Annotated in this window: 16 protein-coding genes and 1 pseudogene; 10 read left to right on the forward strand and 7 right to left on the reverse strand. The window is 73.5% G+C overall.

All coding sequences use genetic code 11. The features are described from left to right. Positions 1 to 144 precede the first annotated feature (144 nt). The gene (locus tag C6361_RS12625) at positions 145 to 1,728 is read left to right on the forward strand and encodes a methylmalonyl-CoA mutase (RefSeq protein WP_107270917.1); all 1,584 of its coding nucleotides are present in this window, start codon (positions 145 to 147) and stop codon (positions 1,726 to 1,728) included. Positions 1,729 to 2,234: 506 nt separating this feature from the next. Next, positions 2,235 to 3,488 (forward strand): amidohydrolase, encoded by a 1,254-nt coding sequence (locus C6361_RS12630; protein WP_107257792.1) that lies wholly within the window; start codon positions 2,235 to 2,237, stop codon positions 3,486 to 3,488. A 55-nt stretch (positions 3,489 to 3,543) separates the two neighbouring features. Here C6361_RS12630 and C6361_RS12635 read toward each other — a convergent pair whose 3' ends face one another. Next, positions 3,544 to 4,548 carry a DUF4349 domain-containing protein gene (locus C6361_RS12635; protein ID WP_369931423.1) on the reverse strand — a complete coding sequence of 335 codons (1,005 nt, stop codon included), beginning with the start codon at positions 4,546 to 4,548 and terminating at the stop codon, positions 3,544 to 3,546. A 263-nt stretch (positions 4,549 to 4,811) separates the two neighbouring features. Between C6361_RS12635 and C6361_RS12640 the strand changes: the two genes are divergently transcribed. Both C6361_RS12640 and C6361_RS12645 read left to right on the forward strand, forming a co-directional pair. Beyond that, complete coding sequence (locus C6361_RS12640; protein WP_107267854.1) at positions 4,812 to 5,858, forward strand: hypothetical protein; 1,047 nt, start codon at positions 4,812 to 4,814, stop codon at positions 5,856 to 5,858. A gap of 212 nt (positions 5,859 to 6,070) precedes the next feature. Beyond that, positions 6,071 to 6,829 carry a hypothetical protein gene (locus tag C6361_RS12645; RefSeq protein ID WP_107263801.1) on the forward strand — a complete coding sequence of 253 codons (759 nt, stop codon included), beginning with the start codon at positions 6,071 to 6,073 and terminating at the stop codon, positions 6,827 to 6,829. Between the two features lie 105 nt (positions 6,830 to 6,934). Here the strand turns inward: C6361_RS12645 and C6361_RS12650 are convergent, their stop codons facing one another. Further along, positions 6,935 to 7,750 (reverse strand): ABC transporter permease, encoded by an 816-nt coding sequence (locus tag C6361_RS12650; protein WP_107267855.1) that lies wholly within the window; start codon positions 7,748 to 7,750, stop codon positions 6,935 to 6,937. Between the two features lie 122 nt (positions 7,751 to 7,872). Continuing rightward, a pseudogene (locus tag C6361_RS12655) lies at positions 7,873 to 8,529 on the reverse strand (ABC transporter ATP-binding protein); the annotation flags it as partial. 131 nt (positions 8,530 to 8,660) lie between these two features. Between C6361_RS12655 and C6361_RS12660 the strand changes: the two are divergent. Continuing rightward, the gene (locus C6361_RS12660) at positions 8,661 to 10,619 is read left to right on the forward strand and encodes a sensor histidine kinase (RefSeq protein ID WP_107267857.1); all 1,959 of its coding nucleotides are present in this window, start codon (positions 8,661 to 8,663) and stop codon (positions 10,617 to 10,619) included. Positions 10,620 to 10,646: 27 nt separating this feature from the next. Here C6361_RS12660 and C6361_RS12665 read toward each other — a convergent pair whose 3' ends face one another. Further along, on the reverse strand, positions 10,647 to 11,102 hold the full coding sequence (locus tag C6361_RS12665) for a gamma-glutamylcyclotransferase (protein ID WP_101369614.1): 456 nt from the start codon (positions 11,100 to 11,102) through the stop codon (positions 10,647 to 10,649). Positions 11,103 to 11,208: 106 nt separating this feature from the next. Here C6361_RS12665 and C6361_RS12670 point away from each other — a divergent pair, with 106 nt between their 5' ends. Beyond that, a complete protein-coding gene (locus C6361_RS12670) occupies positions 11,209 to 12,612 on the forward strand; it encodes an NAD(P)H-quinone dehydrogenase (RefSeq protein WP_107257797.1) in 1,404 nt (467 codons plus the stop codon). Positions 12,613 to 13,063: 451 nt separating this feature from the next. Next, entirely contained in the window at positions 13,064 to 14,290 is a 1,227-nt protein-coding gene (gene thrS, locus C6361_RS12675; RefSeq protein ID WP_369931424.1) for a threonine--tRNA ligase, read from the forward strand. Positions 14,291 to 14,347: 57 nt separating this feature from the next. Here the strand turns inward: thrS and C6361_RS12680 are convergent, their stop codons facing one another. Beyond that, positions 14,348 to 14,797 carry a DoxX family membrane protein gene (locus C6361_RS12680; protein WP_107270919.1) on the reverse strand — a complete coding sequence of 150 codons (450 nt, stop codon included), beginning with the start codon at positions 14,795 to 14,797 and terminating at the stop codon, positions 14,348 to 14,350. 91 nt (positions 14,798 to 14,888) lie between these two features. Here C6361_RS12680 and C6361_RS12685 point away from each other — a divergent pair, with 91 nt between their 5' ends. Continuing rightward, positions 14,889 to 15,485 (forward strand): TetR/AcrR family transcriptional regulator, encoded by a 597-nt coding sequence (locus tag C6361_RS12685; protein ID WP_107270920.1) that lies wholly within the window; start codon positions 14,889 to 14,891, stop codon positions 15,483 to 15,485. Between the two features lie 17 nt (positions 15,486 to 15,502). On the opposite strand, the gene C6361_RS12690 is transcribed toward C6361_RS12685, so the two are convergent. Next, complete coding sequence (locus C6361_RS12690) at positions 15,503 to 16,942, reverse strand: GuaB1 family IMP dehydrogenase-related protein (RefSeq protein ID WP_107267859.1); 1,440 nt, start codon at positions 16,940 to 16,942, stop codon at positions 15,503 to 15,505. 227 nt (positions 16,943 to 17,169) lie between these two features. Continuing rightward, the gene (locus C6361_RS12695) at positions 17,170 to 18,954 is read right to left on the reverse strand and encodes a biotin carboxylase N-terminal domain-containing protein (RefSeq protein WP_107267860.1); all 1,785 of its coding nucleotides are present in this window, start codon (positions 18,952 to 18,954) and stop codon (positions 17,170 to 17,172) included. Between the two features lie 414 nt (positions 18,955 to 19,368). Between C6361_RS12695 and C6361_RS12700 the strand changes: the two genes are divergently transcribed. Together C6361_RS12700 and C6361_RS12705 are read left to right on the forward strand one after the other, a co-directional pair. Continuing rightward, positions 19,369 to 20,133 carry a PadR family transcriptional regulator gene (locus C6361_RS12700; RefSeq protein WP_234359466.1) on the forward strand — a complete coding sequence of 255 codons (765 nt, stop codon included), beginning with the start codon at positions 19,369 to 19,371 and terminating at the stop codon, positions 20,131 to 20,133. A gap of 125 nt (positions 20,134 to 20,258) precedes the next feature. Then, the gene (locus C6361_RS12705; RefSeq protein ID WP_107267861.1) at positions 20,259 to 21,215 is read left to right on the forward strand and encodes an ATP-binding cassette domain-containing protein; all 957 of its coding nucleotides are present in this window, start codon (positions 20,259 to 20,261) and stop codon (positions 21,213 to 21,215) included. Positions 21,216 to 21,237: the final 22 nt, after the last annotated feature.

Genomic DNA, 21,237 nt, shown 5'->3' on the forward strand with positions numbered 1-21,237 from the left:
GTGTTTGTCGACGGGGCGTACCGGCCCGCTCACCGGGGCGCCGACGTCGGGTCGAGTCCGCCCGGACGCCTCCGGTGCCCCCTGCGGCGCTGCCGATTCGGCCCAGCGGAGCCAGGTCAGCGGGTCGGGCCTACCATGCCGGTCATGAGTGAAGGTCGGTCGAGCGAGTCGGGTTTCCCGATCAAGGCGGTCTACGACGCCGCCGACGTACCGGCAGGTCTGGACGCCCGGCTCGGTGCGCCCGGCGAGTTCCCGTACGCCCGGGGCGTCTACCCGACGATGTACACCTCGCGGCCGTGGACGATGCGCCAGTACGCCGGCTTCGGCACCGCCACCGAGTCCAACGCGCGCTACCACCAGCTCCTCGCCGCCGGGACCATGGGCCTGTCGGTCGCCTTCGACCTGCCCACCCAGATGGGCTACGACTCCGACCACCCGATCGCGCACGGCGAGGTCGGCAAGGTCGGCGTGGCGATCGACTCGGTCGAGGACATGCGCACCCTCTTCGGCGGCATCCCGCTGGACAGGGTCTCCACCTCGATGACCATCAACGCCCCCGGCTCGGTGCTGTTGCTCCTCTACCAACTCGTGGCGGAGGAGTCCGGGGTGCCCGGCTCGGCGCTGAACGGCACGATCCAGAACGACATCCTGAAGGAGTACATCGCCCGGGGCACCTACATCTTCCCGCCCAAGCCGTCGCTGCGGCTGGTCGCCGACACCTTCGCCTACTGCCGCGAGGAGGTGCCGAGGTGGAACACCATCTCGATCTCCGGCTACCACATGGCGGAGGCCGGGGCGACCCCGGTGCAGGAGATCGCCTTCACCCTGGCCAACGGCCTGGAGTACGTCCGCGCGGCGCTCGCCGCCGGCCTGGCCGTGGACGACTTCGCACCCCGGCTGTCGTTCTTCTTCGTGGCCCGGACCACCCTGCTGGAGGAGGTGGCGAAGTTCCGGGCCGCCCGGCGGATCTGGGCCAACCTGATGCGGGACGAGTTCGGCGCGCAGAACCCGAAGTCGCTGATGCTGCGCTTCCACACCCAGACCGCCGGGGTGCAGCTCACCGCCCAGCAGCCGGAGGTGAACCTGGTCCGGGTCGCCGTGCAGGGCCTCGCGGCGGTGCTCGGCGGCACCCAGTCGCTGCACACCAACAGCTTCGACGAGGCGATCGCGCTGCCCACGGAGAAGGCGGCCCGGCTGGCGCTGCGTACCCAGCAGGTGCTGGCCTACGAGACCGACCTGACCGCCACCGTGGACCCGTTCGCCGGCTCGTACGTGGTGGAGTCGATGACCGACGAGATCGAGGCGGGGGTGCGGGAGCTGATGGCCCGGGTCGCCGAGTACGGCTCGGCGGTGGAGGCGATCGAGGCGGGCTTCCAGAAGCGCGAGATCGAGTCGTCGGCGTACCGGGTGGCGCAGGAGATCGAGTCCGGTGACCGGGTGGTGGTCGGGGTCAACCGGTTCACCGTCGACGAGGAGGAGCCGTACCAGCCGCTCCGGGTCGACCCGGCGATCGAGGCGGCCCAGCGGGAGCGGCTGGCCCGGCTGCGGGCCGACCGGGACGGCGGCGCCGTCGAGCGCGCCCTCGCCGACCTGCGCACGGCCGCCTCGGGTACCGGGAACGTGCTCTATCCGATGAAGGAGGCGCTGCGGGCCCGGGCCACCGTGGGTGAGGTTTGCGGCGTGCTGCGCGAGGTATGGGGGACGTACCGGCCCAGCGACCGGTTCTGACCGTCCGCGACCGCGGCGGAGATCTCCGGGCGGCTCGTCCGCGCGCTGGGCAGGTGCCCCTTTCGGGTGGATCGGCGGCCTCTGGAGTGCCGGCGCGGTTTTTCGGGTATCGGGAGGTGGTCGGGCCCGGCCGGTAGACGACGGACAGCCAGTGCGCGGCCCGTTTGACACCGACTGTCACCCTGGAGGACCCCCGCCACCCCACCCGGTGGTGTTCCACCCTCGTCTGCCCGAGGACCGTCGGACAACTCGACAAATCGGGCAGGTGGCGTTGCTGCCGAGCTAGATCGTGACCGGTGAAACCGTCACGCGTTGTAGGAGGTGTGGCACAGATGGCGGGGTCTGATGGCGGGATAGGTAGCCCTCCGTACGTTGCCGAGCGCTTCTACCAGGGCTTTCGTGACGCTGTGCTGTCTGATCACTACCAGAACGAGGTTGCGCAGCGTCACCGTCGGCGGTCTAGGCTGTCCGAGTCCCATCCCATCCACAGTGATCGAGAATTCGACGTGACGAGTGCGTTGCAACTGCCGACCGGCAGCCAGCCGGCGTCGTCGGAATCCGAGACGCCGCCCGGGGCCGAGCCCCTGCCCTTCGGGCTCGACCGGACGCTCGACGTCCGGCTGCCCGACCTGATCGCGACCCGCCGGTTCCTGCACGCCCACCCGGAACTCTCCGGTCGGGAGTTCGACACCGCCGCGCTGATCGCCCGGGAACTGGCACTCGCCGGCCTGGAGCCGCGCCTGCTGCCGAAGGGCAACGGGGTGATCTGCGACATCGACGGGCGGGCGTCCGGACCCGTGGTCGCACTCCGGGCCGATCTTGACGCACTGCCACTGACCGACGTGAAGGACGTACCCTACCGGTCCACGGTGGAGGGTGCCTGCCACGCCTGCGGACACGACGTGCACACCACGGTCGTGCTCGGGGTGGGTCTGCTGCTGGCCCAGCTCGCCCGGCGGGGTGAGCTGGACGGGCGGGTCCGGCTGATCTTCCAACCGGCCGAGGAGATCCTGCCCTGCGGCTCGCTGGAGGTCATCGAGGCCGGCGGGCTGACCGACGTGACCCAGATCTTCGCCCTGCACTGCGACCCCAACCTGCCGGTCGGGCAGGTCGGCCTCCGGGTCGGCCCGATCACGGCGGCGGCGGACAACATCACCGTCCGGCTGGCCGGGCCGGGCGGGCACACCGCCCGGCCGCACCTGACCGTGGACCTGGTCGACGCGCTGGGCCGGCTGGTCACCGAGGTGCCGGCGCTGGTCAACCGCCGGGTACCGGCGAACAGCGGACTGCTGCTGGTCTTCGGCCAGGCCTCGGCGGGTACCCAGTACAACGTCATCCCGAACGAGGCGATGGCGGCCGGCACGCTCCGGGTGCTCGACCGGGACACCTGGGACCAGGCGCCGAAGATCGTCGCCCAGGTGGTCCGGGACGTCATCGCCCCGACCGGCGCCACCGTGGACATCGAGTACCTGCGCGGGCGTCCGCCGGTGGTCAACGACGCCGGGGCGATCCGGGTGCTCACCGCCGCCACGGCGGCCACGGCCGGCCCGGCCGGGATCGCCGAGACCCCGCAGAGCATGGGCGGCGAAGACTTCTCCTGGTATCTGGAGCACGTACCGGGCGCGCTGGCCCGACTCGGCGTCGGGCGGGCGGCGGCCAACGTCGACCTGCATCGGGCGACGTTCGACGTGGACGAGCGGGCCATCGGGGTCGGCGTACGGCTGCTGGTGCAGACCGCGCTCAAGGCCCTGGCCGGCTAGTCCGGGGTACGCCGGGCACCGCGGCGGCGGCTCCCGGCGTACCCGGAGAAACGGCTCAGTCCGGCGGGGCCGACGCCTGGGCCGGGACCGTGGGCGCGGTCCGGGGTGGGGCCGACGGCGCCGGCCGGGAGCGCCGCCTGCGGAGCCGGCGGAGCAGCCAGACCACCCCGAGCACCGGCAGGCCCAGCCCGACGGCCCACGGCAGCAGCGCGCCGAGCACGGTGAGCAGGACCCGCAACGACACCACGAACGCCTTCCAGCCGCCCTCCAGCCCGGCGAGGAACCCGGTCGCCGGCTCGTCGTCCTCCGGCACCTGTGCGTTCGGCCCGAGCAGGATGGCGGTGACCGTGGAGAGCGCGGTCAGGTCGGCCAGCCGGCGCTTCTTCGCCTCCAGCGAGGCGAGATCCGCCTCCCGCTTGGCCAGCTCGCTCTCCAGCATCACCAGCTCGGAGAGGGACTTCGCCTGGGCCAGCAGCCGCCGGCCGCTCTCCACCCTCGCCTTCTGGGTGGCGATCCGGGCGTCCAGGTCGAGCGTCTCCTCGGTGACGTCGTCGCTCTTCACCTCCCGGCGCAACTGCTCGCCGAGCCGGGCGATCTCGTCCACCACCGCGCTGAACCGGTCGGCCGGGACCCGCAGTTGCAGGGTCGCCTCGGAACGCGACGCGTCACTGCTCCGGTCGTCGCCGCCGACGAAGCCACCGGCACCGCTCACGATGCCCACCGCCCGGGCAGCAGCCGCCGCCACGTCGTCCACCCGCACGGTGACCGAGCCGGTGTAGACGATCGCCCGCTGGCCCACCCCCAGATCGGTGGCGGGTTCCTTCGCCGGCTGGCCGGCCTGCGGCTCTCCGCCCCCGGCCAACGGCACCTCGGCCGCACCGGGCTGTGCCCCCTGCTCGGCACCGCCGGCCGGGGCGTCCGCCGCCGAGGTACCGGCGGCGTCGCCCCCGTCGGCGCCGCAACCGGTCAGCGCCAGGGCGGCGGCCAGCGCCACCGCGCCCAGCAGCCCGGCCAGCCGGCGCCGCCCCGACCCGGCCACGGCCCCGCCGCGTCCGGCCAGGATCCCGCCGCGTCCGGCCACCGTCCCACTTCGTCTGGTCATGTCCCCTCCGTTCGTCCGTCCCCCGTAGAGGCGTTCCGTCAGACGCGCCGCGAAGTCCACCCGGTTCCGGCAGACTGCGCTGGGGACACCACGATTCGGTGACCGAGGAGTCTCGATGCGACTGACCAGGTACGCGTCCACACTGGACGAGGAGGCCGGCGACACTCCCGCCGGCCCGGTGCCCGCAGCCCTCGGCGGCTGAATCCCGGAGAATCAGGACCATGCCCGGCCTCCCTCGTGACCTCGTGGAACGGCTCTACGCCGCCCCGCCGGACGGCTTCGTCGCGGCCCGCACCGAGGCGGTCGCCACGGCCCGGGCCGCCGGTGACCCGGCCACGGCCCGGGAGATCGCCAAGCTGCGCAAGCCGACCGTGGCGGCCTGGCTGGTGAACCTGCTGGCCCTGCGCCGCCCGGAGCTGATGGCCGAACTGGTCGAACTCTCCGCCGCGCTGCGCGGCGCCCAGCGCGAACTGCGCGGCGACCGGCTGCGGGAACTCTCCGCGCAGCGGCGGGGCGTGGTGGGCGCGCTGGTCGGCCAGGCCCGGACCCTCGCCGAGGAGACGGATCCCCGGCTGGCCGCCGGAAAGCTCCCACTGGCCGAGGTGGAGGCGACCCTGAACGCGGCGCTGGCCGACGTCGAGGTCGCCGAGCAGGCCCGGTCCGGCCGGCTGGTCCGGGCGACCAGCTACGCCGGCTTCGGCGAGGTACCCCGACCGCAGTTGCGACTGATCGTCGGCGGTCCGGACGCCGACGAGCCGACCGGCGGCGCCGTCGACGAGTCGGTCGGGGAGGCCGCCGGGGAGGCCGTTGAGGAGTCCACCGAGCCGGGCCGTCGCGCCCGGACCGGTACCGCGCGGGGCCGGCGTGCCGGAGGCGGGACGGCGCGACCGGAGGACGCCGGTGGGCGGGGCAGCTCGACCGCCGAGCGGGCGGCCGCCCGGGCCGCCCGGGCCGAGGAGTCCGCCCGGGCCGCCCGTCGCCGTACCCTGGACCGGGCGCTGGCCGAGGCGCGTACCCGGCAGGAGCGGGCCGAGGCGGAGTTGGCCGAGGCGGTGGCGGCCGAGCGGGACGCCGTGGCGGCGCTGGCCGCGATCGATTCCGAACTGGCCGAACTGGAACGACGCCGCACCGCCGCCGAACAGGAGTCCGGCCGGCGCAAACTGGCGCGGCGGGCCGCCGAGCGGGGCGCGGTCGCCGCCCGGCGCCGGGCCGGCGAGGTGCAGGCGGCCGTCGAGGCGGCCGCGGAGGACGGCGACGACACGCCCTGACCCGACACACCGTCACTACCACCACCGCCGCCGCTTCCGCCTCGGACCGTCCGGAGTGCCCCCGCCGGGGGCGCGGACCCGTCCGGCCGGAGCCGCCCGGCGAGTCGCTTCGGCGCGGCTGGCGGCCGGGGCTGCCCAAATGCCGATCCGCGAGGCAGACTCAACCGGGTGACGCGGGCGGAACCCGGAACTCAGACCGGAAGGCAGTGTCGTTGACCCCCGAGCAGGCCGCCGGTGCGGCCAGGCCGACCGTGCTGAAGCTGGGCAGCGCCTTCATCGAGTGCCCCCGCACGTTGCGCCGGGCCCGCCAGATGGGCATCTCCGGCTGGGCGTTCCTGGTGACCGGCCGAGGCGCGGTCCTCGGCGACGTACGCACCGAGACCGTCGCCGCCGCGATCGGCATCCTCTCGCCCGACGCGGTCGCCGACGGCTGGGAGACCGCCGTCCGGGTGGCCACCCCGAGCGCCGTGGCGGAGGTCAGCCGGGCCGAGTGCTGCCGCTGGGGGATCGACTACCTGGCCGGCTTCCCGCCGATCGCCCGGCTGATCGAGCTGGTCGAACCGGTCGTGGTGGCCGCCGACGCCACCGGGATGCCGCTCTTCGCGGCCTGGCGCGGCATGCCCGTACCGGCGGACGCCGCCCCGGCCGCGCGGGCGGCGGTACTGCTGCACCTGCTCTTCGAGTACTACTCCGGGGCCAGCCTGATGGCGGTACGCGCGGCCGGGATGACGGCGATGGAGATCATCCTCGCCGGCCCGGAGGGCGAGTCCGGCGCGGTGGCGTACGGCTGGTCGCCGCCGTACCCGCCGGTCGGGCCGCTGGTCCGGCGGCGGCTCTGGGCCGAGTCGGTGGCCGACCGGATCGTGGCGCAGGCGTACGGGGTGCTCGACCCGGCGGAACGGGTGGAACTGGTCAGCCTGCTCGGCGCGGCGCTGACCGGGGTCCGGATGTCACCGCCCAACCTGGACTGACCACACGCCGGGACTGACCACACCCCGGGCGCGCGACCGCCGTGGCCCCGCCGGACTGCGGCGGAACCACGGCGTCCCCGAGCGCCCGGCGACCGGGCCGGGCGGTCACGACCAGCGGAACAGCTTTGCGGCCAGGCCACCGAAGAGTGCGATGGAACCGACCAGCACCGCCAGGTGCAGCGGCTGCGGCCAGTCGCCGGCCCAGGTGTCCTGGAGTGCCTGGGAGGCGGCGCCGAGCGGGGTGAAGTCGGCGATCCGGCGTACCGCCTCGGGCATCAGCGGGCCCGGGGTCCAGACACCGGCCGCGAAGAGCATCGGGTAGTAGGCGACGCTGCCGATGCCCATCGCGGCCCGGCTGGTCGGGGTGAAGGCGGCCACCAGCAGGGCCAGCGCCACCATCGAGGCCGAACCGAGCACGAAGGCGGCGAGCATTCCGGGTACGTTCGGCCGGGCCTCGATCCCGAAGACCAGCCGAGCGGCGAGCAGCGCCAGCGCCGAGCCGACCAGCAGCGCGGCCACGTTGACCGTCAACTGCGCCACCAGCAGCCGGACCGGCGAAACCGGGGTGGTGGAGAGCCGGCGCAGGATGCCCTTCTCCCGGTTGCTGGCGAGCGTGCCCAGCAGGTTGACCAGGGCGACGGTGCCGATCGCCAGGGCCAGGGTGATCGGCAGGTACACCTCGATCGGCTTTCGGCCGCCGACGTCCGCGCTCGGTTCGTTGAAGCCCGGCATGGCACTGCCCAGGATCAGCAGCAGGGCGGCGGGGAAGATCACCGCGAAGAAGGAGCCCAGCGGGTCCCGGACGAAGAGCTTCGCCTCGGTGGCGATCAGCTTGCCGGTGCTCCGGCCGGCGGTACGGCGTCGGTCTGCCCGGCCGGTGGCGCCGGACGGAACGGACTCGGGCAGGGCGGTGGCGTTCATCAGAATTCCTCGATCCTTCGGGTTCGCTCGGGTGGGGGTCAGTTCGGGCTGCTGGCGGTCGTACCGGTCAGGGCGAGGACGGCGTCCTCCAGGGTGGGCCGCGCGACGCCGGGCACCTCGGCCCGGGCCACCAGCTCGGCCGGGGAGTCGATCGCGACCACCTCGCCGGACCGGATCACGGCCAGCCGGTCGCAGAGCCGCTCGGCCTCGTCCATGAAGTGGGTGACCAGGACCACCGTCACGCCCCGGTCCCGGACCTGGCGGACGAGCTGCCAGGTGTCCCGGCGCGCCTGCGGGTCGAGCCCGGTGGTCAACTCGTCGAGTACCGCGATCCGGGGGTTGCCGACCAGGGCGAGCGCGACCGAGAGCCGCTGCTTCTGCCCGCCGGAGAGCTTGCCGAAGACCGTGTTCCGCTTGGCGGTCAGCCCCAGCTCCTCCATCAGCGCCCGCCAGTCCGCCGGCTCCGGATAGAACGAGCTGTACAGGTCGAGCGCCTCCCAGACCTTCAGCCGGTCCGGCAGGTGGCTCTCCTGGAGCTGGATGCCGACCTGGCGGCGCAGTTCGGTGCGGTCCCGGGTCGGGTCGAGCCCGAAGACCCGGATCGTCCCGGCGTCGGCCCGGCGCAGCCCGGTCAGGCACTCCACCGTGGTGGTCTTGCCGGAGCCGTTGGGGCCGACGATCCCGAAGATCTCTCCGGCCCGTACCTCGAAGGAGACGTCGCGGACCGCGACCTGGTCGCCGTACCGCTTCTGTAGGTTGCTGACCTCGATGACTGTCATGCCAGAAACGCTAGGAACTCGCGGCGCCGGCCGTAATGCGTCCACCTGCCCGGCCGGGGTGCAGCTAACTACACCCCGGCCGGGCGTCTGGCAGCAGTCCGCCCGAGGCGCCCGGCGGCCAGACTGGAGGCATGTCGCGCCGGTACGCTCTCGCGTTCGTCCGCAACCTCGCCCAGACCGGGCTGGGGCTGCTCGGCCTGCTGATGTCCGTACTGCTGGTGGCGGCGGCCACCCTGGTCGTGCCGTACCTGCCGGCGGCCCGGGCCGCCAAGCGGCTGACGGACCTGGGTCGACGGCTGGCCGGACGCTGGGGAGGCGTCCCCGTGCCGGTCGAGCACCGCCCGGGACCCCCGGTGCCGCAGCGCCGGGCCGACGGCTGGTACGTGCACGAGAACGAGCTGTACCGCTCGCCCCGGCTCCCGGCGTACCTGATGGAACTCACCTGGCGTGGCGAGGACCCGGCGCTGCTCCGCGAGTGGACCTGGCTGCACCTGACGCCGTTCGCCGGCGGCCTGGCGACGCTGGCACCGCCGGTGCTGGCCGGTGCCGGGGTCGGGCTCGGCGTGCTCGGGCTGACCGGCGGCGCGGCCCCGGTCGTCGGCTCGCCGCCGCCGGCGCTGGCGCTGGCGGCCGGGCTGGCGCTGGTCGTGCTCGGCTTCGCGGTCGCGCCGCTGACGCTGCGGCTGCACGCCGGGTGGAGCCGGCTGCTGCTCCAGCCGTCGTCGCAGCGGTCCTGGTGGCACCGGTCCGGGCTGGCCCGGGTGCTGAGTCGGTCCTCGGCCGCCACCTGGCACGGCGCCGGTCTGGCCGGGCTCGGCTTCGCGGCGTTCGGCGGCTTCCTGCTGAACCTGCTGACCCTCCTGCTCACCTGGGGCGGGCTCTCGCCGCAGGTGTCGAGGCTGACCCGACCGCTGGTGAGCCGCTACCGCCGCTACGCCCGCGCCTGGGCCGGTGTGACGATCCCGGAGCCGTACCGGCCGTATCCGGCGCCGCCGAGCCGGGAGGGGGACGGCCGCTACCGGGTCGGCCGGACCCTCTACGACGACCGGGAGACGGCGATCCGGGCCCAGGCGTACGGGTGGACGCTCGGCGATCCGGCATTCTGGCGCGACCAGCTCTGGATGGTCACCAACCCGCTGCTCGGGATGCTCGGCCTGGTCCCGGCCGCCCTGGTCTCGGTGGGGCTCTACGGGCTGGTCGGGCAGCCACTGTGGTGGTGGCCGTGGGCGGTGCCGGTGGGGCTGTTCAGCGGCGAGTGGGTGACCCCCTGGTACATCTGGTACGGCGTCACCCACGTCGCGCCGGACCTCGCCGGGATTCCCGGCTGGACCAGCGCCCTGTTCGGCCTGGTGCTGGCCGCCCTCGGTGCGCTGCTCGCCCCGGCCCTGCTCCGGCTGCGCCTGCGGTACGACCGGCTGCTGCTCGCACCGACCCGGTCGGCCGAACTCGCGCTGCGGGTGCGGCAACTGACCGAGACCCGGGCCGACGCCGTCGACACCCAGGCGGCCGAGCTGCGCCGGATCGAACGGGACCTGCACGACGGGGCGCAGGCCCGGCTGATCGCGGTCGGGCTCAACCTGGCCGGGGTGGAACGGCTGATCGAGGAGGACCCGTCGGCCGCGCAGGCGTTGGTGGCCCAGGCCCGGCAGGCCTCGGCGACCGCGTTGACCGAGCTGCGCGACCTGGTCCGGGGCATCCATCCGCCGGTACTCGCCGAGCGGGGTCTGCCGGACGCGCTCCGGGCGGTGGCGCTGGACAGCCCGGTGCCGGTACGGGTCAGCGGGGAACTGCCCGGCCGGCTCGACGCGCCGGTGGAGTCGGCGGCGTACTTCTGCGCGCTGGAGGCGCTGGCCAACGCCAGCCGGCACGGCGGGGCGAGCACCGTGGAGATCGACATCACGCACACCGGTACGACACTGCGGGTCACCGTCGCCGACGACGGGCGGGGCGGCGCCGACCCGGCCCGGGGCACCGGGCTGCGCGGCGTGCGGCGCCGACTGGGCGCGTTCGACGGGGTACTCACGGTGCGCAGCCCGGTCGGCGGCCCGACGCTGGTGACCGTGGAGATCCCCTGCCCGCTCCCGGGATAGTGCGGGAGCCGGGCGCGGGCGGTCGGGTCAGGCCGAGGCGGTGCCGGTGGGCCGGGAGCGCAGTTCGGCCACGTAGTCGTCGGGCGCGCCGGCCTTCTCCGCCGCGTTGGCGATCTCCGACAGATACCACGCGGTGGGGAGCCCGCCCTCGTAGCCGGCGAAGACGTAGACCCAGGCGGTGATCTCGCCGTCCAGGGTGACGACCCGGACGTGCAGCTTCCGGTACGTGCCGGAGGCCACCCCCTCGACCTCGTCGAGTTGGGCGGCGTCCCAGGAGTGCACGTCGTAGAGTGCGACGAAGACCCGATCGCCGGGCGACTCGACGATGGTGGTGACGGCGCCCTCCCAGCCGATCACCCCCTCACCGGCGAAGGTGAGCCGCCAGCCTTCCAGCCAGCCGGTGCCCACCATGGGTGAGTGCGGGCAGTAGGCCCGCATCCGGGCGGGATCGAGGTTTGAGCCGTACGCGGCGTAATGACGCACGGCGATGACGATAGCCCGGTGGAGGGGTGGGGGAGAATACGACCGTGCGTGTCGGACGGGTTCTGAGCAAGATTGTCACTGGAAGCAGCGACGGAGGGCGAGCACTGTGAGCCGGATTGTGATCATCGGCGGAGGCCCGGCCGGCTACGAGGCGGCGCTGGTCGCCGCCCAGTTGGACGCCGACGTGACGGTGGTCGAGAGCGACGGCGCGGGCGGGGCGTGCGTGCTGCACGACTGCGTGCCGTCGAAGACCTTCATCGCCAGTTCCGAGGTGGTGACCGGATATCGGGACACAGAGGAGTTCGGGGTCCACTCGGACGGGCTGGACGCGATCACCGTCGACGCCCCGACCGTGCACGGCCGGGTCAAGCGGCTCGCGCTCGCCCAGTCCGCCGACATCCAGGCAAAGCTGATCAAGGCAGGTGTGACCTTCGTCTCCGGTCGGGCCCGGCTCGGCGAAGACACGCTCGGTCACACCCACCGGGTGCTGGTCACCCCGTCGGACGGTGACTCCACGTACTCGATGGACGCCTCGACCGTGCTGATCGCCACCGGCGCCAACCCGAGGGTGCTGCCCAGCGCGGTACCCGACGGCGAGCGGATCCTGACCTGGCGCCAGGTGTACGACCTGCCCGAGCTGCCGGAACGGCTGATCGTGATCGGTTCCGGCGTCACCGGCGCCGAGTTCGCCAGCGCCTACCTGGCGATGGGGGTGCAGGTGACGCTGGTCTCCAGCCGTGACCGGGTGATGCCGCACGAGGACCCCGACGCCGCGATGGCGATCGAGCAGGTCTTCCGGTCCCGGGGCATGGAGATCCTGAACAACAGCCGGGCGAACGCGGTCCGCCGCTCCGCCGACGGGGTCGAGGTGGAACTCGCCGACGGCCGGCTGGTGCACGGCTCGCACGCGCTGATGGCGGTCGGCTCGGTCCCGAACACCGCCGACCTCGGCCTGACCGAGTACGGCGTGACGGTGGCGCCGGGCGGCTACGTCAGCACCGACCGGGTCTCCCGGACCAACGTCCCCGGCATCTACGCCGCCGGTGACTGCACCGGCGTGCTGCCGCTGGCCAGCGTCGCCGCCATGCAGGGCCGGATCGCCATGTGGCACGCGCTCGGCGAGGCGGTCTCGCCGCTGCGGCTGCGTACCGTCGCCGCCAACGTCTTCACCGACCCCGAGCTGGCCACCGTCGGGGTGTCGCAGAACGAGGTGGACTCGGGGCGGGTCCCGGCCCGCCAGGTGATGCTGCCGCTGGCCGGTAACGCCCGGGCCAAGATGGCCGACGTGCGGGACGGCTTCGTCAAGCTCTTCTGCCGGCCGGCCAGCGGGCAGGTGGTCGGCGGGGTGGTGGTGGCGCCGAACGCCAGCGAGCTGATCCTGCCGATCACGATGGCGGTGGAGAACAACCTCACCGTCGACCAGTTGGCGATGACCTTCACCATCTATCCGTCGCTCTCCGGCTCGATCACCGAGGCGGCCCGGCAGTTGATGCTGCACGGCCTGGAGTAGCGGTCCGGGGAGTCTGCGGTGCCGGCCTCGGGCGGTGGTACGGATAGCTTTCGGGGCGGTGCCGACGCGGCTGTCGGCGTACCGTTGTCGGCGCGCGAGCCGTGTCCCGTCGGGTCCCCCGTTCCCGGTGGTCGAAGCGGTTCGCCACCGGGCCGCCGGCGGGTCCCGCGCCGGCGGCCCTCCCAACGGGCCCATCGCCTCCCCGGGGCAACCGCGCCGGCCGGCGACCCACAGCGGCGGCGGAAAATGCGCTGCGGCGGTGCGACCGGCGGGAGTACCGTGGCCGCCATGCGCAGCGTGATGAGCGAGACGACGACGCCGGGACACCCCGGCGTGCCGCGCTGACGCAGACCACACTCGTCGACTGGCCCCGGGGCGATCCGCTCCGGGGCCTCGTCGTGCTTCCCAGATCGGCGCCGGTCCCGGCGGAGTCGCCGCCGGGTCCGTACCGATCCGGGAGACAGAGATGCACGACCACCGCAGGCTCGGCCGCGAGCTGGAGCTTTTCCACGCCGATCCGCTTTCCGGGGCCGGGCTGCCGGTCTGGCTGCCGGCCGGTGCCGCCGCCCGGCACAGCGTCGAGGAGTACGTCCGGGAGCTGGAGCGCCGCGCCGGCTACCAGCACGTCTACTCACCCCCGCTGGGCAAGCGCGAACTCTTCGCACTCTCCGGGCACCTCGGCTACTTCGCCGACGACATGTTCCCGGTGCTGCGGCTCTCCGCCGACGACGAGTTCGTCCTCCGGCCGGCGCTCTGCCCGCACCACGCCCTGATCTACCGGGCCCGGGGCCGCTCCTACCGGGAACTGCCGCTGCGCATCGCCGAGCTGGGCGGGATGTACCGGCCGGAGCGGTCCGGGGTGCTCGGCGGGCTCAGCCGGGTACGGGCGATCTCGCTCAACGACGCGCACAACTTCTGCCCGCCGGAGCAGGTCGGCGCCGAGGTCGCCGAGGTGCTGGAGCTGATCCGGGTGGCGCACGCCGCGCTCGGGGTACGCCCGGCGGGGTTCCGGCTGTCGCTGCGCGGGCCGGCCGAGAAGTACGTCGGCGACGACGAGCAGTGGCGGCGCGCCGAGGAGCTGCTCCGGGCGGCGCTGGGCGGCCTGCCGTACGTCGAGGCACCGGGGGAGGCGGCGTTCTACGGACCGAAGATCGACATCCAGGTCCGGGACGCGGCGGGTCGGGAGTCGACCCTCGCCACCATCCAGCTCGACTTCGACAAGCCGGCCCGGTTCGACCTCTCCTACACCGACCGTCGGGGGCGGCGGGCCCGGCCGGTGATGGTGCACCGGAGCCTGGTCGGCAGCATGGAGCGGCTCTTCGCGTACCTGATCGAGGTGCACGCCGGAGCCTTCCCGGCCTGGTACGCCCCGGTCCAGGTGCACGTCCTCCCGGTCGGGCCGGAGCAGGTGGCGGCGGCGGAGGCGTTCCGCCGGGACTGCGTACTCGCCGGGCTGCGGGCCGAGCTGGCCGTCGACGGATCACTCGGTGCCCGGATCCGGGAGGCGGCCCGGCGCCGGGTGCCGTACGCGGCGGTGCTCGGCGCCCGGGAGGTGGCGGCCGGGCAGGTGGCGCTGCGGCTGCGGGACGGGCGGTCGGTGGAGCCGATGTCGGCGCCGGACGCGCTGCGGTTGGTCGGCGGGATCGTGGCCGACCGCTCGGCGGACCTGCTGCCCTGAACCACGCCCCTGTCGGCTCGGCCCCGGTCGGATCGCGGCTTCCGGTCGGGGCCGGGATCAGCCGGGGAGCAGGAGCACCAGCAGGGCGGCGCCGACGAAGAGCACCTGTTCCGCGGTACGGATGCCGAGCGGGGTGGCCGGTCGACCGGCCAGGGTCAGCCCGTGCCGGGCGGCGTGGACGTTGGCCGGGAACATCGCGACCATCAGCAGCGCCAACCCGGCAGCGGTCCAGCGGGCGCTGGCCGGGACGAGCAGTCCGACCGCTCCGGCCAGCTCCAGTACGCCGGTCGCGGTGACCAGCAGGGCGGCTCGGGGCAGTGCCGGCGGCACCATCGCGATCAGATCGCGGCGGTGGCTCGGCGCGAAGTGCGCGTAGCCGGTGAGCAGGAACATCAGGGCGAGCCCGATCCGGAGGGCGGGCTGCCAGCCGTCGAGCGCGTCGACGCCGAGGAGCCCGGCGAGTCGGGCGCCGAGCGAGCCGGCGAGAAGGGCGATCAGCGGCGCCATGACGGTGTCCATTCCGGTCGAGGGGAACTTGTCAGCATCAAGATTGGCTCGTGCGGAGGCATCTTGTCAACAGCAAGATATGCTGCCGGGTATGACCGAGGAGGATGCCGCCGGGCGGCCGTACCATCACGGGAACCTGCGGCGGGCGTTGCTCGCCGCCGCCGCGACCGCGATCGAGGAGTCCGGGCCGGCCGCGCTCAGCCTGCGCGACCTGGCCCGCCGGGCCGGCGTCTCGCACGCCGCCCCGGCGCACCACTTCGGCGACAAGGCCGGGCTGCTCACCGCCTTCGCCACCGAGGGCTACCAGATGCTCGCCGACACGCTGGCCCGGGTCCGCCGGGAGACCGACGGCAGCCTGCTCGAACTCGGCGTCGGCTACGTCATGTTCGCGGTGCGCCACCGGGCACACTTCGAGGTGATGTTTCGGCCGGAACTCTTCCACCGCGACGACGCCGGACTCGCCGCCGCCCAACAACGGGCCCGGGCGGCACTCCGGGCCGGGGTGGCCGGGCTACCGGCGGCGCCGGCCGGCGAGGAGGCGGCACAGACCGAACTGGCCGCCTGGTCGATCGTGCACGGCTTCGCCACCCTCTGGCTGGGCGGGGTGCTCCGGCCCGACCAGGTCGGCGACGACCCGGAGACCGCCGCCAGGCTGGTGATCAGCCGACTCTTCGCCAAGTCCGGCTGAGCCGCCGCACCGCCACCTCACCAGTTGGTGGGCAGCGGCATCCCCTCGGTGTAACCGGCGGCGCTCTGCACCCCGACCACGGCGTTGGCGTGGAACTCGGCGAGATCGGCCGCCCCGGCGTATGTGCACGCGCTGCGTACCCCGGCGACGATCTCGTCGATCAGGTCCTCGACGCCCGGCCGGTTCGGGTCGAGATACATCCGCGCACTGGAGATGCCCTCCTCGAAGACTCCCTTCCGGGCCTGGTCGTACGGGCTGTCCTCGGCCGTACGCGCGCTGACCGCCCGTGCCGACGCCATCCCGAAGCTCTCCTTGTAACGCCGGCCGTCGGCATCCGTGTAGAGGTCACCGGGCGACTCGTAGGTGCCGGCGAACCAGGTGCCGATCATCACGTTCGACGCCCCGGCGGCCAGGGCCAGGGCGACGTCGCGCGGGTGGCGTACCCCGCCGTCCGCCCAGACGTGCCGGCCCAGCTCGCGGGCGGCGGCGGCACAGTCGAGTACCGCCGAGAACTGCGGCCGGCCCACCCCGGTCATCATCCGGGTGGTGCACATCGCCCCCGGCCCCACGCCGACCTTGACGATGTCCGCACCCGCCTCGACCAGGTCCCGTACCCCCTCCGCGGTCACCACGTTGCCGGCGGCCACCGGGACCGGCGGGTCGAGGCTGCGTACCGCGCGCAGTGCCCGGAGCATCCGCTCCTGGTGGCCGTGCGCGGTATCCACCACCAGGGTGTCCACCCCGGCCTCGAAGAGCGCGGCGGCCCTGCCGGCGACGTCGCCGTTGATGCCGATCGCGGCGGCGATGCGCAACCGGCCCTTGCCGTCCAGCGCCGGCCGGTACAGCGTGGCTCGGAGCGCGCCCCGGCGGGTCAGCACTCCGACCAGCCGGCCCTCGACGTCGACCACCGGGGCGAGTCGTCGCCGGCCCCGGGACAGCCGGTCGAAGCCGGTCCGGGGATCGGCCTCGGCGGGCACGGTGTGCAGTTCGGTGGACATCACATGCCGCAACTGCGCGAACCGGTCCACCCCGACCGTGTCGGCCTCGGTCACCACGCCGACCGGCCGGCCGTCCGGGTCGACCACGATCACCGCGCCGTGCGACCGCTTCGGCAGCAGGTGGATGGCGTCTCCGACGGTGTCGGTCGGGCCGAGCGTGATCGCGGTGTCGTGCACCAGGTGCCGCCGCTTGACCCAGCCGATGACCTCGGCGACCACCTCGATCGGGATGTCCTGCGGCAGTACCGTCAGGGCTCCGCGCCGGGCCGCCGTCTCGGCCATCCGCCGGCCGGCCACCGCCGTCATGTTGGAGACCACGATCGGGATCGTGGTGCCGGTCCCGTCGCTGCTGGACAGGTCGACGTCGAGCCGGGACTCCACGGCCGACCGGACCGGAGCCAGGAAGACGTCGTTGTAGGTCAGGTCCTGGGTGGGCTTCCCGCCGGTGATGAACCGCACCTGGCCATCATGCCGGAGGACGATCCACCCGGCCCGACAGTCCCGCCGGTCCCGTGACCGGCCTCTCTGCTCGCTGACGTGGCACCGGTGGTCGCTCGGCCGGACCCGGGCCGTCCGCCGGCCGGACCCGGGGCCGTCCGCGTAGCGCCGGGCCGGGCGCCGGGCGGGTCAGCGGATGAGGCAGAGCCCGGGCCGTCCGCGTACCGCCGGGCCGGGCGCCGGGCGGGTCAGCGGATGAGGCAGATGGCGGCGCCCGCGGTGACGACAGCGCCGACCTCGGCGGCCAGTTCGCTCACCACGCCGGCCTTGTGCGCGTGCAGCGGCTGCTCCATCTTCATCGCCTCCATGACGACGATCAGGTCCCCCTCGGCGACAGTGTCACCGTCGGCAACCGCGATCTTGACGATGGTGCCCTGCATCGGGGAGGTCAGCGCGTCTCCACCGGCGGTGACCCCGCCCGCCGTACCGGAGCGACCGGCGCGCCGGGCCGGCCGCCGGGCACCGGCACCGGAGGTACCGGACGCGGCCGGGGCGGCGTCCGTGGCCGTACCCGTGGCATAGCCGGCGGGGAGGCTGACCTCCAGCCGCTTGCCGGCCACCTCGACCACGACGGTCTCCCGGGCGCCGGCCGGCTCGACTGCCGGCGCGGCCCCGGTGAACGCCGGCACCGTGTTGTCGAACTCGGTCTCGATCCACCTGGTGTGCACGGCGAACGGCGCGGAGGTGAACGCCGGGTCCCGGACGACGAGCCGGTGGAACGGCAGCGCGGTGGCCATCCCGTCCACCACCATCTCGTCGAGGGCCCGGCGGGCCCGCTCCAGCGCCTCGGTACGGGTCTCCCCGGTGACGATCACCTTGGCGAGCAGCGAGTCGAAGTTTCCGCCGATCACGTCACCGGCGGTGATGCCGGTGTCCACCCGTACGCCGGGTCCGGTGGGCAGCCGCAGCGCGGTCACCGTGCCGGGTGCCGGCAGGAAGTTCCGGCCCGGGTCCTCGCCGTTGATCCGGAACTCGATCGAGTGGCCGCGCGGCACCGGATCGGCGTCGAGCCGCAGCTTCTCGCCGGACGCGATCCGGAACTGCTCGCGGACCAGGTCGATGCCGGCGGTCTCCTCGGTCACCGGATGCTCGACCTGGAGCCGCGTGTTCACCTCCAGGAAGGAGATGGTGCCGTCCGCGCCGACCAGGTATTCCACGGTGCCGGCGCCGTGGTAGTCGGCCTCCCGGCAGATCGCCTTCGCGCTGGCGTGGATCTGCGCCCGCTGCTCGTCGGTGAGGAACGGCGCGGGCGCCTCCTCGACGAGCTTCTGGTGCCGGCGTTGCAGCGAGCAGTCCCGGGTACCGACCACCACGACGTTGCCGTGCTGGTCGGCGAGGACCTGCGCCTCGACGTGCCGGGGACGGTCCAGGTAACGCTCGACGAAGCACTCGCCCCGGCCGAACGCGGCCAGCGCCTCCCGGGTCGCCGACTCGAAGAGCGCCGGAATCTCCTCCGTCGTCCGGGCCACCTTGAGACCCCGGCCGCCGCCGCCGAACGCAGCCTTGATCGCCACCGGCAGGCCGTGCTCGGCCGCGAAGGCCAGCACCTCCTCCGGCCCGCTCACCGGCTCGGCCGTACCGGGCACCAGCGGAGCGCCGGCCCGCTGCGCGATGTGCCGGGCGGTGACCTTGTCACCGAGGTCGCGGATCGCCTGCGGCGTCGGCCCGATCCAGGTCAGGCCGGCGTCGATCACCGCCGCCGCGAAGTCGGCATTCTCGGAGAGAAACCCGTAACCCGGGTGTACGGCGTCAGCGCCGGACCGGGCGGCGACGTCGAGCAGTTTGTCGATCCGCAGGTACGTCTCGGTCGCGGTCTCGCCACCCAGCGCGTACGCCTCGTCGGCGAGGGTGACGTGCAGCGCGTCCCGGTCGGAGTCGGCGTAGACGGCGACGCTGGCCAGTCCGGCGTCCCGGCAGGCGCGGACGACCCGGACCGCGATCTCGCCCCGGTTGGCGATCAGTACCTTGCGCACGCGGCTGCTCCTCCTCGAATCGCTCCCACCGTCACCGGCTCGCCGGGGGTGGCTGCCAGGGACGTTGCCAGGAACATTGTCACGATCCCGGTCCCCCCACCGCCCGGTGGGGCGGTGCGGCTCCGCCGGCCCGACCCGTCCCTGTGCCGCTCCGGTGCCGCCCTGGCCCGTCCCTGTGCCGTCCCTGACCCGTCCCTGGCCCGTTCCTGTGCCGCCCTGTGCCGCCCTGTGCCGCCCTGTGCCGCGCTGTGCCGCGCTGTGCCGCCGTGGCCCGCCCCGGTCGCGCCCTCCGGGCTCGCGGCGGTCGGCGGTGGCTCGGTCAGCGACCCTGGCGGTACCCGCTCGGGCGGCAGCGGCCGGCACGCCAGCCGACGGCGTTGGTAGCTAGTCAATTTTGGCTATTACGCTTCTGGTGTGTCAGCTACCCGAATGATGATTCTCGGCCTGGTCCGGTGGATGCAACCGGTGCACGGCTATGACGTACGTCGCGAACTGCTGCGGTGGAGTGCGGACAAGTGGGCGAACGTCCAGCCCGGCTCGATCTACCACGCGCTGCGCAAGCTGACCGAGGAGGGACTGTTACGGGAGGTGGCCACCGAGCAGGTCGGCGCCCGTCCGGCCCGGGTCACCTACGGCATCACGCCGAAGGGCGAGGACGAGTTCCAGGGCCTGCTCAGGGGCAACTGGTGGAACCTCGGCGAGGTCGTCGACCCGTTCTTCGCGGCCTTCTCCTTCCTGCCCGCGCTGCCCCGGGAAGAGGCGTCCGCGGCGCTGCGTAACCGCGCCCGGCTGCTGCGCGCGGTCAACGACAGCCTGCGCGCGGCGATGGAGTCCGGCTGGATGAAGGAGGACAAGCCGGTCCACGTCGCCTGGATGTGGCAGTTGTCCATCGCCCGTGCGGAGGGGGAGATCAGTTGGTGTGAGCGGATCGCCGACCTGATCGACGCCGGGGTGCCGTACCTGCCGGAGGACTACGCGGAGAACATCGACTGGGCGCAGTACGCCCCGATGGCCAGCGAGGCGTCCTGGACCGGCGAGCGTAGGCCGTCGTCGGAGCCCCCATCGGAGCCGTTGTCGGAGGCATCGTCCGAGCCACCGTCCGGGCCGTCGTCGGCGGGGTCGTCGGCCGCGCCGGTCCGGCCGTCCGGGGACGGCGAGGGCCGGACCTCTGACACGTAATAATCAACGTTGACTAGATGCGCTATATCGCGTTAGCCTCCCGGAAGCGTTGCGGTGGGCGCCTTCTGGCGTGCCCCGGGGGATGGGGCCGGTGGGGATGCCGGTCCGGCTGACCAGGAGCAGGCATGATCGAGACGAAGGGGTTGCGGAAGTCGTTCCGCTCCCGACAGGGCAGAGAGAAGAAGTCGGTCGACGCGGTCCGCGGTGTCGACCTCGTGGTGGCCGAGGGGGAGATCTTCGGCTTTCTCGGCCCGAACGGCGCGGGCAAGACCACCACGCTGCGAATGCTCGCCACGCTGATCGAGCCGGACGGTGGTGAGGCCAACATCGCCGGTGTCGACCTGCGGACCAACCCCGGTGAGGTGCGGCGACGGATCGGCTACGTGGCCCAGGGCGGCAGCACCTGGGACGAGTCGACCGCCCGCGAGGAGCTGGTACTGCACGCCCGGATGTACGGGCTGAGCAAGGCCGAGGCGCAGCGACGCGCGGTACGCGCCCTGGAGGCGTTCCAGCTCACCGAGTACGCCGACCGCAAGTGCAAGACGTACTCCGGAGGCCAGCGTCGCCGGGTCGACATCGCGCTCGGCATCATCCACGAGCCGAAGATCGTCTTCCTGGACGAGCCGACGACCGGCCTCGATCCGCAGAGCCGGGCCCACATGTGGGACGAGATCCGTCGGCTGCGCGCCGAGGGCATGACCGTCTTCATCACCACGCACTACCTGGACGAGGCGGACGCGCTCTGCGACCGGATCGCCATCATGGATCATGGCGAGGTGGTCGCCGAGGGGACACCGGCGGAGCTGAAGCGGGAGATCTCCGGCGACGTGGTGCTGGTCGCCATCGAAGGCTCGGCCCAGGACGCCGGCAAGGTGCTGGAGACCGAGTCGTACGTCACCAGCCTGGAGACCTCCGACGACGGCACGCTCCGGCTCTACGTCAACGACGGGGCCCGGGACATGCCCCAGATCCTCCGCACGCTCGACGCCGCCGGGATCGCGCTCAGCTCGATCGAGCTGCACCGGCCCAGCCTCGACGACGTGTTCCTCACCAAGACCGGCCGCTCGCTGCGCGAGTCCTGACCGCTCGCCGCGCGAGTCCCGC

Origin of the sequence: Plantactinospora sp. BC1, from assembly GCF_003030345.1 — a bacterium.
In the GTDB taxonomy this organism is placed as follows: domain Bacteria; phylum Actinomycetota; class Actinomycetes; order Mycobacteriales; family Micromonosporaceae; genus Plantactinospora.